We start from the raw sequence: 13,229 nt of genomic DNA, 5'->3' as shown, positions 1-13,229 counted from the left end.
CACACCCGCTACGACAAGCTCGCTCGGAACTTCGCCTCCGCCGTCGCCATCGCCGCCGTGATCATCTGCTGGCGCTGAATGAGTCCAGAGCCTAGAGCAATGCCGCTCCATCCACAGCGGCAGCGTCTTCAGCCGATGGCCATCCCGAGGACCTCGCGCCGGCCGTCGCTGTTGACGCCGACGGCGATGGTGACGGCGACCGGGACGATGCGACCTACCAGGACAACTGACCCGCCGCGCCCGCGGTCGAGGGAGATGAGGCCCTGGGCCAGCATCTCGGCGCGCAGTGCGGTGTAGGAATTCTCGTCCAACCCCAGCTTTTCCCGAAGCTTGCCGTTGCCTGCCTGACCTCCCAACTCCTGCAGGATCCCCAGGAACCGGTCGTGAAGGGCTTCGGTGGTCATGCGATGAGAAGTCTCTCTGGGTTGAGCCAGTGGATGCGTTGTCACCCTCTACCATGCGGGCGCGTGGATGGCGGAGCAACCTTCCAGGGGATTCTCACACCCAGGGGCAGAGCGCATTCGGCAGCCAGGGGAGAGCCGCACCGATACATAAACATTCCTTAAAATACATCCATCCGTAGATTCAGCATATATTCAGTCATTTATCAGATATAAATCCTAATTTCCTTGACCGAGGGAGATATACGCCTCTACCTAAGAATGTAGTCATATGTTCGCCCGTCCCGCCCCCCTCCCGGACCGCAGCACAACCCTGGCCAGGCTGCGCGACCGGCTGGCCAGGCTGGACCACACCGCGCAGGACCGTGACACCCTCCCCGTCACGCCCGAGATCAACCAACACCTCCCCTGGGGCGGCCTGCCCCTCGCCGGGTTGCATGAGTTGCTCTCCGACGCGCCCGGCCATGCCACCGCCTTCGCCGCCCTGCTGCTGGCCCGGGCCCAGGCCCGGCTGGCCCGGCGCGCCGCCCTCTGGATCGCGGCCGAGCCCGACGCCTACATGCCCGGCCTCGCCGGCCTCGGCCTCGATGCCACCCGGCTTTTCCTGCTGCGCGCCCCCCGCCAGCGCGACGCGCTCTGGGCGGCGGAGGAGGCGTTGCGCTCCCCCGCCATCGCCGCCGTCCTGCTGCTGGGCGCCCGCACCCTGGACATGACCGCCGCGCGCCGCCTCCAGCTGGCCGCGGAGACGGGCGGCGGCATCGCCCTCCTGCTGCGGGAGGAGGCCTCCACCCCCGGCCCCACCACCGCACTGACCCGCTGGCGCATCACCCCCCGGGCCGCCCCCGCCACGCCCCACCATCTGGGCCCGCCCACATGGGAGGTCGCGCTGCTGCGCGCCCGGGGCGGCCGGCCGGGCGCCTGGCTCCTCCAATGGGACCCGGCCACGGGCCAGCTCACCACCACCCTCCCCGCCGCCGCGCCGGCGGCCGAACGGAGGCGCGCCTGATGGCCGGCCGCCGCTGCGCCCGCACTCCCGCCTTGCCCCTGCTCTTACCGGCGCGGAGGCTGCGGCCGCCCACACCCCTCCCCGCCCCACCCGAAACCCCCACGGGGCACCGGCGCTTCCTGGTGCTGCACGGCGCCGGCCTCGGCGAGGCGGCGGCCTGGGCGTTGCGCTTCTCGCCATTGGTGGGGCGCCTCGGCGCCGACGCGCTGCTGATCGAGACCACCGGCCTGCCCGAGGCCGAGCCCGCCCTGCTCGCCCGCGTGCTGGCCGCCTTCGCGCGCGCGGGCCTGCCCGCCACCGGCCTGCTGGGCGCGGCCCCGGCGGCCCTGGGCGCGCTGCTGCGCGCGGGCCACCCCCCCGCCGTACTGACCCCGGCCGAGGAGACGGCCGCCCTGCCGCTTCTGCCCGTCACCGCCCTCGCTTTGCCGCCCGAGACCATCCTGGCCCTGCACCGACTGGGCCTGCGGGACCTGGCCGCGCTGGAGGCGCAGCCCCGCGCGCCCCTGGCCCGCCGCTTCGGGGGGGCGCTGATGACGGAGCTCGCCGCCCTGCGCGGCGCCGTCGCCCCCTACACCCCCATCCGCCCGCCGCCCCGCCATGTCGCGGCGTGCGACTTCCTCGAACCCCTGCTCACCGCCCCGGCCCTGGCCCACGCGCTGCACCGGCTGGTGGCCGAGCTGTGCGAGGGGCTGAACGCCGCCGGCCACGGCGCCAGGGCGCTCCGCCTCACCGCCTTCCGCGGCGACGGGAGCTGGCAGGAGCTGGGCCAGGGAATCGGCCAGGCCAGCCGCGACCCTGCCCATGTCGAGCGCCTTCTCGCCCGCCGCATCGAGGAGCTGCGCCCCGAATTCGGCTTTGAGCGGATGATGCTGGCCGCCCCCGTCACGGAACTGCTGGAGGCCCGGCAATCCAACCTGGCGCCCGAGGCCGGGCCAGAGGAGGCGCTGCCCCAGCTGCTCGACCGGCTGGGCCAGCGGCTGGAGGTCTGGCGCCTCATCCCCCATGCCTCGCACTGGCCGGAGCGCGCGCAGCGCCGCGCCTCGCCCTTCGCGCCCGCCGCGCCCTTCACCCCCGCGCCGCGACCCCTGCGCCTGCTGCGCCGGCCCCTGCCGCTCGAGGCCGTTGCCCTGCTGCCGGACGCACCGCCCAGCCTGCTGCGCCAGGGCGGCCGGGCCGAGCGCGTGGTCAGCGCCGAGGGGCCGGAACGGCTGACGCCCGAATGGTGGCAGCCCGGCCGCCAGGCCCCGCCGCGCGACTATTACCGCGTGCAGCTGGCCTCCGGCGCGCGCTGGTGGGTGTGCCGCCGCGGCGAGCCCGGCACCCCCGACGCCCGCTGGTTCCTGCATGGGTATTTGTTTTAACGCCCTCAAACGCCGGGCCAGATTTCTTGCGCCCTCAGACGCCGGGCGCGGCCTCCGGCCGCTTGGCTTCGCCGCGCCGCGGGTGCGCCAGGCGGCTCGGACAGTCGGGCGGCGCCGGCCGCGTTGCAGCCGGATGCTCTTGGGGATCGCGCCTGCTTTTGGGGGGGCGGCTGATGTTCGGTGAGCCGGCGGCCCTGTCCAACTTCACCTTCCTCGACGGGGCTTCCCACCCTCAGGAACTGGCCGCGACGGCGCGCGCCCTGGGCCACACCGCGCTCGGCATCGCCGACCGCAATTCCATGGCCGGGCTGGTGCGCGGCATGGTGGCCTGCGAGCAGGCGGGGCTACGCTTCCTGCCCGGCGTGCGTCTGCACCTCACGGATGGCAGCGAATACCTGGCCTGGCCCACCGACCGCGCGGCCTATGGGCGGCTCTGCGCCCTGCTGTCCGCCGCCCGGATGGAGGCGCCCAAGGGCGAATGCCCCATGGACTTCGCGGACCTCCTGGCGGCGGCCGAGGGCCAGGTGCTCGCCCGCATCGCGCCCGCCACGCCCGATGCCGCCTTCGCCACCCGCCATGCGCGTGAGGCCCGCGCCCTGCGCGAGCGGCTGGCCATGCCCCTGCTGCTCGCCGCCGCGCATCGTGCCGGCGGCGCCGACCGCCACCGCCTCGACACGCTGGCCGCCATGCCCGAGGCGCGGCTGATCACCGCCGGCGGCGTGCGCTACCACGCCCCCACGCGCCAGCGCCTGGCGGATGTGCTGACGGCCATCCGCCTCGGCTGCACGGTGGACCGGCTGGGCCTGGCCGCCGAGCCCAATGCCGAGGCCTGCCTCAAGCCCAAGGCGGAGCTGCGCCGCCTCTTCCAGGGCCATGAGGGGGCGCTGGACCGGGTGGCGCAGGTGCTCGACACCTGCCGCTTCTCGCTGCGCGACCTCGCCTATGAATACCCGGACGAGATTCTCGACCCCGGCCGCACCCCACAGGAAACGCTGGAGGCGCGCGTGGCTACCGCGGTGCGCGAATGCTGGCCGCAGGGCGTGCCCGATCGTGTCGCGGCACAGATCGCGCATGAACTGGCCCTCATCGGCAAGCTGAACTACGCGCCCTATTTCCTGACGGTGCACGAGATCGTGCGCTATGCGCGTGGCCAGGGCATCCTTTGCCAGGGGCGTGGCTCGGCCGCCAATTCGGCCGTGTGCTTCGTGCTGGGCATCACCGCCGTGCCGCCCGACAAGCACGAATTGCTGTTCGAGCGCTTCATCAGCGAGGCGCGCGACGAGCCGCCCGACATTGACGTGGACTTTGAGCATGAGCGGCGCGAGGAGGTCATCCAGCACATCTACGCCCGCTATGGTCGCGACCGTGCCGCCATCGCCGCCACCGTCATCCGCTTCCGTGACCGCAGCGCCATCCGCGAGGTGGGCAAGGCGCTGGGCCTGTCGGAGGAGGTGACCGCGCCACTCGCCAAGGCGGCCTGGGGTTCGGAGGATCTGGGCTGGGAGGGCATCGCGCGGGAGCAGGGCCTGGATCCTGAGGAACCCCGGCTGCGCCTCACCTGCGAACTGGCCTCCGAGATCCAGGATTTTCCGCGCCACCTGGCCACCCATGTGGGCGGCTTCGTCATCACGCGCGGCAAGCTGACCGAGCTTTGCGTGGTCACGCGCGCCGCGATGGAGGACCGCCACACCATCGAATGGGACAAGGACGACATCGAGGCGCTGCGGATGCTCAAGGTGGATGTGCTGGGACTAGGGATGCTCTCCTGCATCCGCCGCGCCATGGGGATGCTGGGGCTGCGGGCGCTGACCGACATCCCGCCCGATGACGGCCCGACCTATGAGATGCTCTCGCGCGCCGACAGCCTGGGTGTGTTCCAGGTGGAGAGCCGCGCGCAGATGAACATGCTGCCGCGCCTCAGGCCCAAAAAATTCTACGACCTCGTCATCCAGGTCGCGATCGTGCGGCCCGGGCCCATCCAGGGCGACATGGTCCATCCCTACCTGCGGCGGCGCAACAAAGAGGAACCGGTGGAGGTGCCCCCCGGGCTGGAGGCGGTGCTGGGCAAGACGCTGGGCGTGCCGCTCTTCCAGGAGCAGGCGATGAAAATCGCGATCGTCGGCGCGGGCTTTTCCCCCGCGCGGGCGGACCAGCTGCGCCGCGCCATGGCCACCTTCAAGCGCAATGGCGACCTGCCGCAGTTTCGCGCGGAGTTCCTGGAGGGCATGGCTTGCCGCGGCTACGACCCGGGCTTCGCCGAACGCTGCTTTCGCCAGCTGGAGGGTTTCGGCACCTATGGCTTCCCGGAAAGCCACGCGGCGAGCTTCGCGCACCTCGTCTACATCTCGGCCTGGATCAAGTGTTACCACCCGGCGGTCTTCGCGGCGGCGCTGCTGAACAGCCAGCCCATGGGCTTCTATGCGCCAGCGCAGATCGTGCGCGATGCGCGCGAGCATGGGGTGCGGGTGCTGCCCGTGGACGTCACGCGCAGCGATTGGGATTGCACATTGGAGGGGGGCGCGCTGCGCCTGGGCCTGCGCCAGGTGTCGGGACTGTCCGAGGCGGCGGGACAGCGCATCGCCGCCGCGCGCCCCTTCCAGGACCTGCCTGAGCTGGTGCGCCGCGCCGCGCTGGACCGCCGCGCCGTGGAGCAACTGGCCGAAGCGGATGCGCTGCGCGGCCTGGGGCTGGACCGGCGCGAAGCGCTTTGGTCCGCCGCGGCGGTGGAGCGCGAGGTGGCGCTGGAAGCCCCCGTGCGGGAGGCCGCGCCCCAGCTGCCCCTGCCCAGCGCGGGGGAACGCGTGGTGCTGGACTATGCCAGCACCGGGTTGACGCTGGGGCCGCACCCGCTGGCGTTGCTGCGTCCGCGTTTGGCCGCGATGCGCTGTTCCGACACCCGTGCCCTGGCCGCGGCGCGTCAGGGGGCCTGGCTGCGCGTGGCGGGGCTGGTGCTGGTGCGGCAGCGGCCCGGCAGCGCCAAAGGGGTGATGTTCTTCACGCTGGAGGATGAGCACGGGACCGCCAACCTGGTGCTCTATGCCGACCTGCAGCGTCGCTTTCGGCGGGAAGTGGTGTCCGCCCGGCTGCTGCTGGCCGAGGGGCGGGTGGAGCGCACGGAGGCGCTGGTGCCCATCCTCCATTTGATCGCGCGGCGGATCGAGGATGGGTCCCATCTGCTGGGCGGCCTCGATGACACGGCCTTCGATGGTGCCCTGGCGCGGGCCGATGAGGTGGGGCGGGGTGGGCCGGCGCCGCGACGGGCGGGGGTGGCGGCTGTGGGGTTGGCGCAGCCCAGTCGGGATTTTCGGTGAGTACAAATCCAGTAATTCAAAATATTCGCCCAGAACGAATTATATAAATTGGTTTCTTAGTAATTATTACTGATGATTATTTTGTATTATTGTGATATATTTACTTTCGAGATAAAAATCTCAAGCCCACCATTAGGATCAAATCATGACCCCTTTGCCTTGGGGCCGCGGCATTCTGCCGTGGCCTTGGCACAGGCTGGCCCTCGGCTGGCCTGTTGCTGACGCGCGCGCCCTTCCCGGGACGCGCACGCTATGAGCGCCGACCGCAAACCCCCGCCTCCAGGCGGGGAGGAGCAGCCGGCCCTCCCCCTCCCCGACCCTGCGCCCAAGTCCAAGCGACAAAGGCGCGGTGACAACACGCGCCACCGCCGCGGCATCGCGTCGGATGGCAGGATCGGCCAGACCCTGCGCCTCCACCCGGAGGCCTGGGAGCAGCTCAAGATCCTCACTGCCAAGGAGCGCGTGAACGCCCATGACCTGCTGGTCGAGGCGGTCAACGACCTCTTCGTCAAGCACGGCTACCCGCCCATCGCGTGACCTCGCGCGGGTGGGCGCACCACACGAGACGGCCCCGACGAAAGTCGGGGCCGTTTTCGCGTTCAGGGGATCCTGTTCCATGTTGCCGGCAGGATGACGCTTGCTATCACGGTCAGGTCCCCCACTGCGTTGGAGGCGCCGTAGTGCGCGAGCGTGACCGAACCCGGCTTCTTCGTTCTCTTCACCAAGCTTGTCGCGACTGGCACTCGCGCGCCGCGCAGCTGGACGCGCTGGACCTCGCCGCCGCCATGGGCGGCCCAAATCGAGCTGTGGCGCTGGGCGATGGCTTGCAGTTGATGCGGGCCCTAACGGCACTGGCGACCTGGACGAGACCCGAGACGGTCCTGCCATGTAGTCTGCCGCTCGCGCGCACGACGGCCACGGAGATGCTGCGTAGTATCCGCGGCGCCACGGCGGCAATCGAGGCTTGCTGCGTGCGAGCCGGGCTTCCGGGGGAGAGCGCGGCACCGCTCCTGACCGGTCTGCTCGTCCAGGTGGGGCGCCAGCTGCACGGGACGGAGGGCACGGTCTGTGGCAAGGAGCGCCGTCTTGTCCTGACGCAGCTCGCCCGCTGTGGCGCGCAGCTGGAGCGACAGCTGGCTCGGGCGCTGCCTATCCTGCCGAGCCCGATCCCGGAGGTGACCCAGGGAATGGAGACGGGCTTGGCGGCGAGCGCGCCGGACCCGCTGCCCCTGCCGGAGGCGCTGCCTTCCTTGCTGGGCCGCTTCCAGGAGGGGATCACGCGACTGCGGGCCGAGACCGTGGTTGGGCATGCCGGGCGGCCTGAGGTGAGCGACGCCATAGTCTTCGGGGTAGAGGGACTGGTGGCCATCTGGCGCGCCTACCAGCCCCTGCCCTACGAGCTGAGCGCCAAGGCCGGCGGGCTGTTGTGCTTCGTCGAGGACGCCTTGGCCGTGGCCCTCGACGCCAACGGCTTCCCGACCACGGCATGGCCGCCTCGCAGCAGCTTGCGGAACCTGCTCGTCCAAGTCCTCGACGAGGATGATCGCATGGTGCGTGCCGCGTGAGGCCCTGGCGGTCCCCTGGGCCGTCTCGTGTCCTTTCGACACTTCGCCGGGCATGCCCTGACGGACGCCCGACTGCGTCCTTTCGGCTGCGTGCGCGATTTGCCGATAAACTGAACCATCATCGCGTGATGTCCGGCGTCGAGATCCGGCATCTCATCGGTCGTGAGACCGATCCCTTCTTCTCCTGCGCCAACGACGCCCCAGGCCGAGCCTGACCGGGCGTTGCCGGCGCTGCGTGCTCTGGCGGCGGCCTTGGGCCGTGCCGCGGCACGGGAGATGCTCGGGTCGGCAAACCGGGAGGGTGGAGCGCGCACGGCGCCGCCCGAGGGAGCGTCCGATGAATGAAATGGTACCTGGTGGCCCGGCCCCCAAGGGCGGGCCGGGCGAACGGCTGCTGACGCAGTCGGAGGTGGCGTACTGGCTGCAGGTGGACAAGCGCACGGTTCGCCGTCTCACCGAGGCTGGCAAGCTGCGTAAGGTGGATTTCGGCAAGCGGCGCATGGTGCGCTACCGCCCCGAGGACGTCGCGGCCTTCCTGGCGGGAGAGGTGCGATGATGCGCGAAATCAGGGACTTGTTTGGGTTTGGTGAGGGCTGTGCCGAACCTATGGCGGTGGTCAACCCTGATAAGGGTTCCCGAATGTGCCCTCCAGTCCCCTCCCGCCGAAATGCCCCCTCCCGCGCCGTGGCGGCGCTGCAGCCCTCACTGTTGCTGCCCGAGACCAGCGATTTCGCGCCGCTGCCGCCGCCCATGCCCGTCCCGGAGCAGGCCCCGCCGCCAATGCCTGTGCCTATGCCAGTGCCCGCCCCCGCGCCCGTGTCCACTTTGGAGCCACCCTCCTCGCCCCCGCCGACCTTCGCCGAGGCGATGGTCCTGATTGAGGGCTGGTCGGATCTGTCGGCGTCACAACGCCGCGACCTGGTCAGCGCGCTGCGGGGTGCGGCGCACATCATCGGCAAGGGGCGGTCCGACATCCTTTGCTGCCCGGCCGAGCTGAACGACCGCCTCTTCTCGCGCAGCCCGGCGAGTGTCGGCATCGGCGAAAAGCGCTTCCAGAATATTGCCTCGGGCGTGCGGCGGATGCTGCGGCGCCTTGGCCGGCACAGCGCCTTCGTGCGAGGCGAGGCGATGCTGGGCGCGGCGTGGCGCGGCTTCATGGGGGCGTTGCCAAACACGCCTCGGCGCGCGGGCCTGCGGAACTTCGCGCGCTGGTGCGACGGACAGGGCATCCTGCCTGACGCGGTGACCGATACAGTGCTGGCGGCCTTCCTGGAGGCGGACCGGCACACGAGGCTGGCGGCGAGCGCGACCCATCAGGGACCACGTCTCGCCGCCGCCTGGAATTGGGCGCTGACGCAACAGCCCGAGCCAGCACGCGCCGCGCCCATCAAGGCGCCGGCGCGCCGTGTGCCCTACACCCTGCCCTTCGAGGCGTATCCGGAGAGCTTCCAGGCCAGCGTTCGCGCGTTCGGGGAGCGGATCGGCGGGCGAGCGGTCAAGGCCAGGAGCGATGGCAAGCCCGCTGCAGGCGGTCGCTTCTCGGCGGCGCACATCAACCCCTTCCGGACCAAGGGCCGTAGCTTCAAGCCGCTCAAGCCCGCCTCGGTGAACACGCGCCTCTTTGCGATCCGGCAGGCGGCGGCGGCCTTGGTGCTCACTGGTACGCCGATCGAGGAAATCCTGGATCTCAGCGATCTGGTGCATCCCATCGAGCGCGCCGGGCGCATCCTCGACTTCTACGACGCACGTGCCGGGGGAAAGCCCGGCGGGCAGGTTCAGCAAATCGCCGAAACGCTGCGGCAGATCGGCTGCTTTCATGGGGAGATCCCCGAGGAGAGCCGCGCGCAGCTGATCGAGTGGGCCGCCATGGCCAAGGAGTCGCGTCGAGGCGAAATGGGCCCCAAGGCGCGGACCTGCCTGCTGCAGCTGATCGACCCGCGCAACCGGGCGCGCCTGCTGCACCTGCCCCAGCGCCTCGCCCGCGAGGCCGGGGCGGAGGGGATGGATGCGGTGACGGCGGCGCGGCTCCTACGCCAGGCCTTGCTGATCGAGCTCTGGCTGACCTGCCCGCTGCGGATCTCGGACCTGCGGGGGCTGCTGGTCGAGGCGCACCTCGTCTACCTCGACGCGGACAAGCGCACGCCGAGCCATATCCGGGTGCCGCAGGGCAGCTCCAAGACCGGCGAGCCCATTTCCTGGCCGCTGGCAGCGAGCACGCGCAAGCTGCTGCGCCTATGGCTGGACCGGCATCGCGCCACGCTCGGCATGGCGGGCACGGATTGGCTCTTTCCCGGGATGGGCAAGGGTGCGCTTTCGGTGAATGCGCTGCGTGAGGCCTTCCAAAAGGTGATCCGCGATCGGCTTGGCCTCGAGATCTACCCACACGCGATGCGGCACTTCGCGGCCTATCTCTTCTTGAAAGCCAATCCTGGCCAGTACGAGGTGGTGCGGCGGATCCTGGGCCACCGCTCGGTGGACACGACGACCAAGTTCTACTGCCGCCTGGAAACGGACGCCGCCGCGCAAGCCTTCGACGAGGTGGTCACAAAAGAGCGGACGGCGACACGCCTTCTTGCGCGCGCCGCCGGGCGCAAGGGCGGCGGTGGACGCAAGGGAGGTGGCCAATGAGCCCGCCAGTGGACCCGTGCCGGGCCTACCTGCCCTTCGCAGAGTGGCCAGTCTTGGATCGCCACCGCTGGGAGGCGCTGCGCGCGCCGGTGGTACCGGGGCGGTTCTCCGAACGGTCGGCCGCCACCAAGCTGAGCCCCCGCTCCCTGGAGAAGTTCGGAGACGGGTATGCGCGCTGGCTGGGGTTCCTGCGGTATCGGGGCTGGCTGGACGCCACGGCTTCGCCCGGTGCGCGGGTGACGACGGAGCGGCTCGCAGCCTACTTCGACCTGCTCGTGGAACTGGAGAACCGGCCCTATACGATCCTGGGCCGCTTTCAGGAGTTGGCGCGGGCGCTGGCCCTGCTCGAGCCCGGCACCTGCTTTCGGCATGTGACCCACCCTGGCGGGCGGCCGCTGCGCGAAACGCTGGACCTGCGTTCGCGCGACCAGGAGATCCACCACCCGGCCGACCTGCTGCTCTGGGGCATTGAGCTCATGGAGGGCGCGTTGTCCCGCTCGCCGCGCCGGCGGCAGGTGCAGATGCGCGACGGGCTGCTCATCGCGATCCTCGCCTTTCGCGGGCTGCGACTCGGCAGTGTGGTGAGCCTGACCCTCGACGGCAGCGTCCGCCGGGACGGGCCAGAGGGGATGTGGCGTCTCGACATCCAGGGGGAGGACGTCAAGAATTCTCGCTACATCCTGGCGACCCTACCGCGGCTGCTCGGCCCCTGGATCGACCGATATGTGGAGGTGGAGCGGCGGGAGCTGCTGGCGGGCCAGAAGTCCGAGGCCTTCTGGATCAACTGGGGCGGAGAGCCCTTGGCACCGATCGGCCTCGACAAGCGGATTCGCTGGTTGTCCGCCAAGCGCTTCGGGGCGTCGCGGGCCTTCGGGACGCATCGCTTTCGCTACTGCATCAGCACCACGGCGCCCTTGCTGATCCTCGACCAGCCTGGCCTGGCCGCGGCGCTGCTGCGCATCACCTCGCGGGTCATGGCCGAGCACTATGACCGGGGCGACGCCGTGCTGGCCGTCAAAGCGTTCCACAAGACGCTGGCCGAGGCGCGGGACCGGAGCGAGACCTTGGCGCGCGATACCCTGGAACCGCTCGGCCCGGATACCCTATCCTTCACCGCCCCGTCCGAGACCGAGTGATGCCCTCGAGCCCTCCCCTGGCCCTTCCCCTTCGCGCGGCGATCTATGCCCGCTTTTCGAGCGACAGCCAGCGCGACGCCTCGATCGACGACCAGGTCCGGGTCTGCCGGGCGCTCGCCGCGCGCGAGGGCTTCGAGGTGGGCGAGGTCTATGCCGACTATGCCCTGAGCGGGGCGAGTGCCGCTCGGCCGCGCTTTCAGCAGCTGCTGGCCGATGCCCGGGCGGGCCGGGTGCAGGTGGTGCTGGCCGAGGGCCTCGACCGCCTGAGCCGCGACCAGGAGCACATCGCGGGCTTTCACAAGCAGATGAACTTCATGGGCGTGCGGGTGCTCACCGTGGCCGAGGGGGAGATCAGCGAACTGCACATCGGCCTCAAGGGCACGATGTCGGCGCTGTTCCTCAAGGACCTGGCGCAAAAGACGCATTGCGGCGTCGAGGGTCGTGTGCGCGCGGGCGCGAGCGGCGGGGGCTGAGCTATGGCTACCGGGTGCGGCGGGGCCTCAAGGCGGACGGTACGGCGCTGACGGGCGAGCTGGAGATCGTGCCTGAGCAGGCCGCGGTAATCCGCCGGGTCTTCGAGAGCTATGCGGCAGGGGTGTCGCCACGGGCCATCGCCCGGCAACTCAACACCGAGGGCGTGCCCGGCCCAAGGGGCGGGAGCTGGACGGCCTCGCTGCTGCTGGGGGGTGCCGGGCGCGAGACGGGCCTGCTGCGGAACTGGCTTTATGTCGGCGAGCGGGTGTGGAACCGTCAGAAATGGGTCAAGGACCCGAGCACGGGGCGCCGCGTGGCGCGCCCCAATCCCAGGGAGGCCTGGGTGGTGAGGACGGTGCCCAAGCTGGCGATCCTGGAGCGGGAGACCTGGGATCGGGCGCAGCTCCGGCTGGAGGCCAGCCGTCAGGTGGTGACGGCGCTTGGCCAGGCGGCGAATGACCCAGGGGACGGAACACCTCCGAACGCGAATCGCGGCACGGTCCTGGCATCGGTGCGGCGACCTCGCTGGCCTCTCGCGGGCTTGGTCCGCTGTGGTGTCTGCAACGGCCCCCGATGACGGTGGTGGGCAGCGGCGGCCGGCTGGGCTGCGCCAACCATGTGGAGCGTGGCACCTGCGAGAACCGCCGCACGGTGGCGCGGGGCGCGGTGATGCAGAGGGTGATGGTGGGCCTCAAGGAGCGGCTGCTGGCGCCCGAGCTCGTGGAGGAGTTCGTCCGCGCCTATGTGGCCGAGGTGAATGCGGCGAACCGGGAGCGGGGTTCGCGGCGGGCCTTGCTGCAGGGGGAGGCCGGCAAGCTCGACCGCCAGATCCGGAATTTGCTGGAGCTACTCAAGGAGGGCCATGGGGGTCCGGCCATGGTCGCGGAGCTGCGGGAGCTCGAGCGTCGGAGGGAGGCGCTGCGGGCCGAGATGGCTGCGGCGGAGACTCCGGAGCCTGTGCCCGACCTGCACCCCAACATGCCGGCCTTGTACCGGCGGCGGGTTCAGGCGCTGGAGGAGGCGCTGGGTGATCCCACGACCGCGGCGGTGGCGGCCGAGGCGCTGCGGGCCCTGGTGGACGCGATCCTGGTCTTCCCTGGAGCCAAGCGCGGCGAGGTAACGCTCAGCCTGAGGGGGGATCTGGCGGCGCTGCTGCATGGCGCGCTGGCCGAGGAGGGCACGGGCGCGCCGAACGCGAAAACGCCCGCGATCCGGTGGGATGGCGGGCGTTTTGGGGAAGTACTAGGATCGTTGGATGCGGGGACAGGATTTGAACCTGTGACCTTCAGGTTATGAGCCTGACGAGCTACCGGGCTGCTCCACCCCGCGTGGGTGTGATGTAGGGAT

Annotated in this window: 10 protein-coding genes, 1 tRNA gene and 1 pseudogene; 10 read left to right on the top strand and 2 right to left on the bottom strand. The window is 70.7% G+C overall.

Annotation, left to right across the window (positions count from 1 at the left end):
* Positions 1-131: 131 nt before the first annotated feature.
* Positions 132-215, bottom strand: a pseudogene (locus tag GGQ83_RS19805) (transposase); the annotation flags it as partial.
* 457 nt (positions 216-672) lie between these two features.
* Here GGQ83_RS19805 and GGQ83_RS19800 point away from each other — a divergent pair.
* From GGQ83_RS19800 to GGQ83_RS19755, 10 genes are all read left to right on the top strand, one after another.
* A complete protein-coding gene (locus GGQ83_RS19800; protein WP_184386732.1) occupies positions 673-1,407 on the top strand; it encodes an ImuA family protein in 735 nt (244 codons plus the stop codon).
* On the top strand, positions 1,407-2,768 hold the full coding sequence (locus GGQ83_RS19795) for a DNA polymerase Y subunit UmuC family protein (RefSeq protein ID WP_184386731.1): 1,362 nt from the start codon (positions 1,407-1,409) through the stop codon (positions 2,766-2,768). The genes GGQ83_RS19800 and GGQ83_RS19795 overlap by 1 nt, the downstream gene beginning before the upstream one ends.
* A gap of 173 nt (positions 2,769-2,941) precedes the next feature.
* Entirely contained in the window at positions 2,942-6,079 is a 3,138-nt protein-coding gene (locus tag GGQ83_RS19790) for an error-prone DNA polymerase (RefSeq protein WP_184386730.1), read from the top strand.
* A 252-nt stretch (positions 6,080-6,331) separates the two neighbouring features.
* Complete coding sequence (locus GGQ83_RS19785) at positions 6,332-6,616, top strand: ribbon-helix-helix domain-containing protein (RefSeq protein ID WP_207017827.1); 285 nt, start codon at positions 6,332-6,334, stop codon at positions 6,614-6,616.
* Positions 6,617-6,759: 143 nt separating this feature from the next.
* Entirely contained in the window at positions 6,760-7,644 is an 885-nt protein-coding gene (locus tag GGQ83_RS19780) for a hypothetical protein (protein WP_184386729.1), read from the top strand.
* Between the two features lie 337 nt (positions 7,645-7,981).
* Complete coding sequence (locus GGQ83_RS19775; RefSeq protein ID WP_184386728.1) at positions 7,982-8,200, top strand: helix-turn-helix domain-containing protein; 219 nt, start codon at positions 7,982-7,984, stop codon at positions 8,198-8,200.
* 128 nt (positions 8,201-8,328) lie between these two features.
* Entirely contained in the window at positions 8,329-10,272 is a 1,944-nt protein-coding gene (locus tag GGQ83_RS19770) for a tyrosine-type recombinase/integrase (protein WP_184386727.1), read from the top strand.
* 53 nt (positions 10,273-10,325) lie between these two features.
* Positions 10,326-11,408 (top strand): site-specific integrase, encoded by a 1,083-nt coding sequence (locus tag GGQ83_RS19765; RefSeq protein ID WP_184386726.1) that lies wholly within the window; start codon positions 10,326-10,328, stop codon positions 11,406-11,408.
* A complete protein-coding gene (locus tag GGQ83_RS19760) occupies positions 11,408-11,881 on the top strand; it encodes a recombinase family protein (protein ID WP_184386725.1) in 474 nt (157 codons plus the stop codon). The genes GGQ83_RS19765 and GGQ83_RS19760 overlap by 1 nt, the downstream gene beginning before the upstream one ends.
* Before the next feature lie 14 nt (positions 11,882-11,895).
* A complete protein-coding gene (locus GGQ83_RS19755; RefSeq protein WP_184386724.1) occupies positions 11,896-12,459 on the top strand; it encodes a recombinase family protein in 564 nt (187 codons plus the stop codon).
* A 675-nt stretch (positions 12,460-13,134) separates the two neighbouring features.
* Here GGQ83_RS19755 and GGQ83_RS19750 read toward each other — a convergent pair.
* Positions 13,135-13,211 (bottom strand) — tRNA-Met (locus tag GGQ83_RS19750).
* Between the last annotated feature and the right edge of the window lie 18 nt (positions 13,212-13,229).

Source organism: Roseococcus suduntuyensis, assembly GCF_014196305.1.
GTDB classification, from domain to species: domain Bacteria; phylum Pseudomonadota; class Alphaproteobacteria; order Acetobacterales; family Acetobacteraceae; genus Roseococcus; species Roseococcus suduntuyensis.
Note: the sequence above shows the minus strand (reverse complement) of the source record. Positions and strands in the feature narration are given on the sequence as shown.

Coding starts and splice junctions, on each gene's coding strand:
- GGQ83_RS19760 (WP_184386725.1), top strand. CDS start 11,408: ATGCCCTCGAGCCCTCCCCTGGCCCTTCCCCTTCGCGCGGCGATCTAT.
- GGQ83_RS19800 (WP_184386732.1), top strand. CDS start 673: ATGTTCGCCCGTCCCGCCCCCCTCCCGGACCGCAGCACAACCCTGGCC.
- GGQ83_RS19785 (WP_207017827.1), top strand. CDS start 6,332: ATGAGCGCCGACCGCAAACCCCCGCCTCCAGGCGGGGAGGAGCAGCCG.
- GGQ83_RS19795 (WP_184386731.1), top strand. CDS start 1,407: ATGGCCGGCCGCCGCTGCGCCCGCACTCCCGCCTTGCCCCTGCTCTTA.
- GGQ83_RS19790 (WP_184386730.1), top strand. CDS start 2,942: ATGTTCGGTGAGCCGGCGGCCCTGTCCAACTTCACCTTCCTCGACGGG.
- GGQ83_RS19775 (WP_184386728.1), top strand. CDS start 7,982: ATGAATGAAATGGTACCTGGTGGCCCGGCCCCCAAGGGCGGGCCGGGC.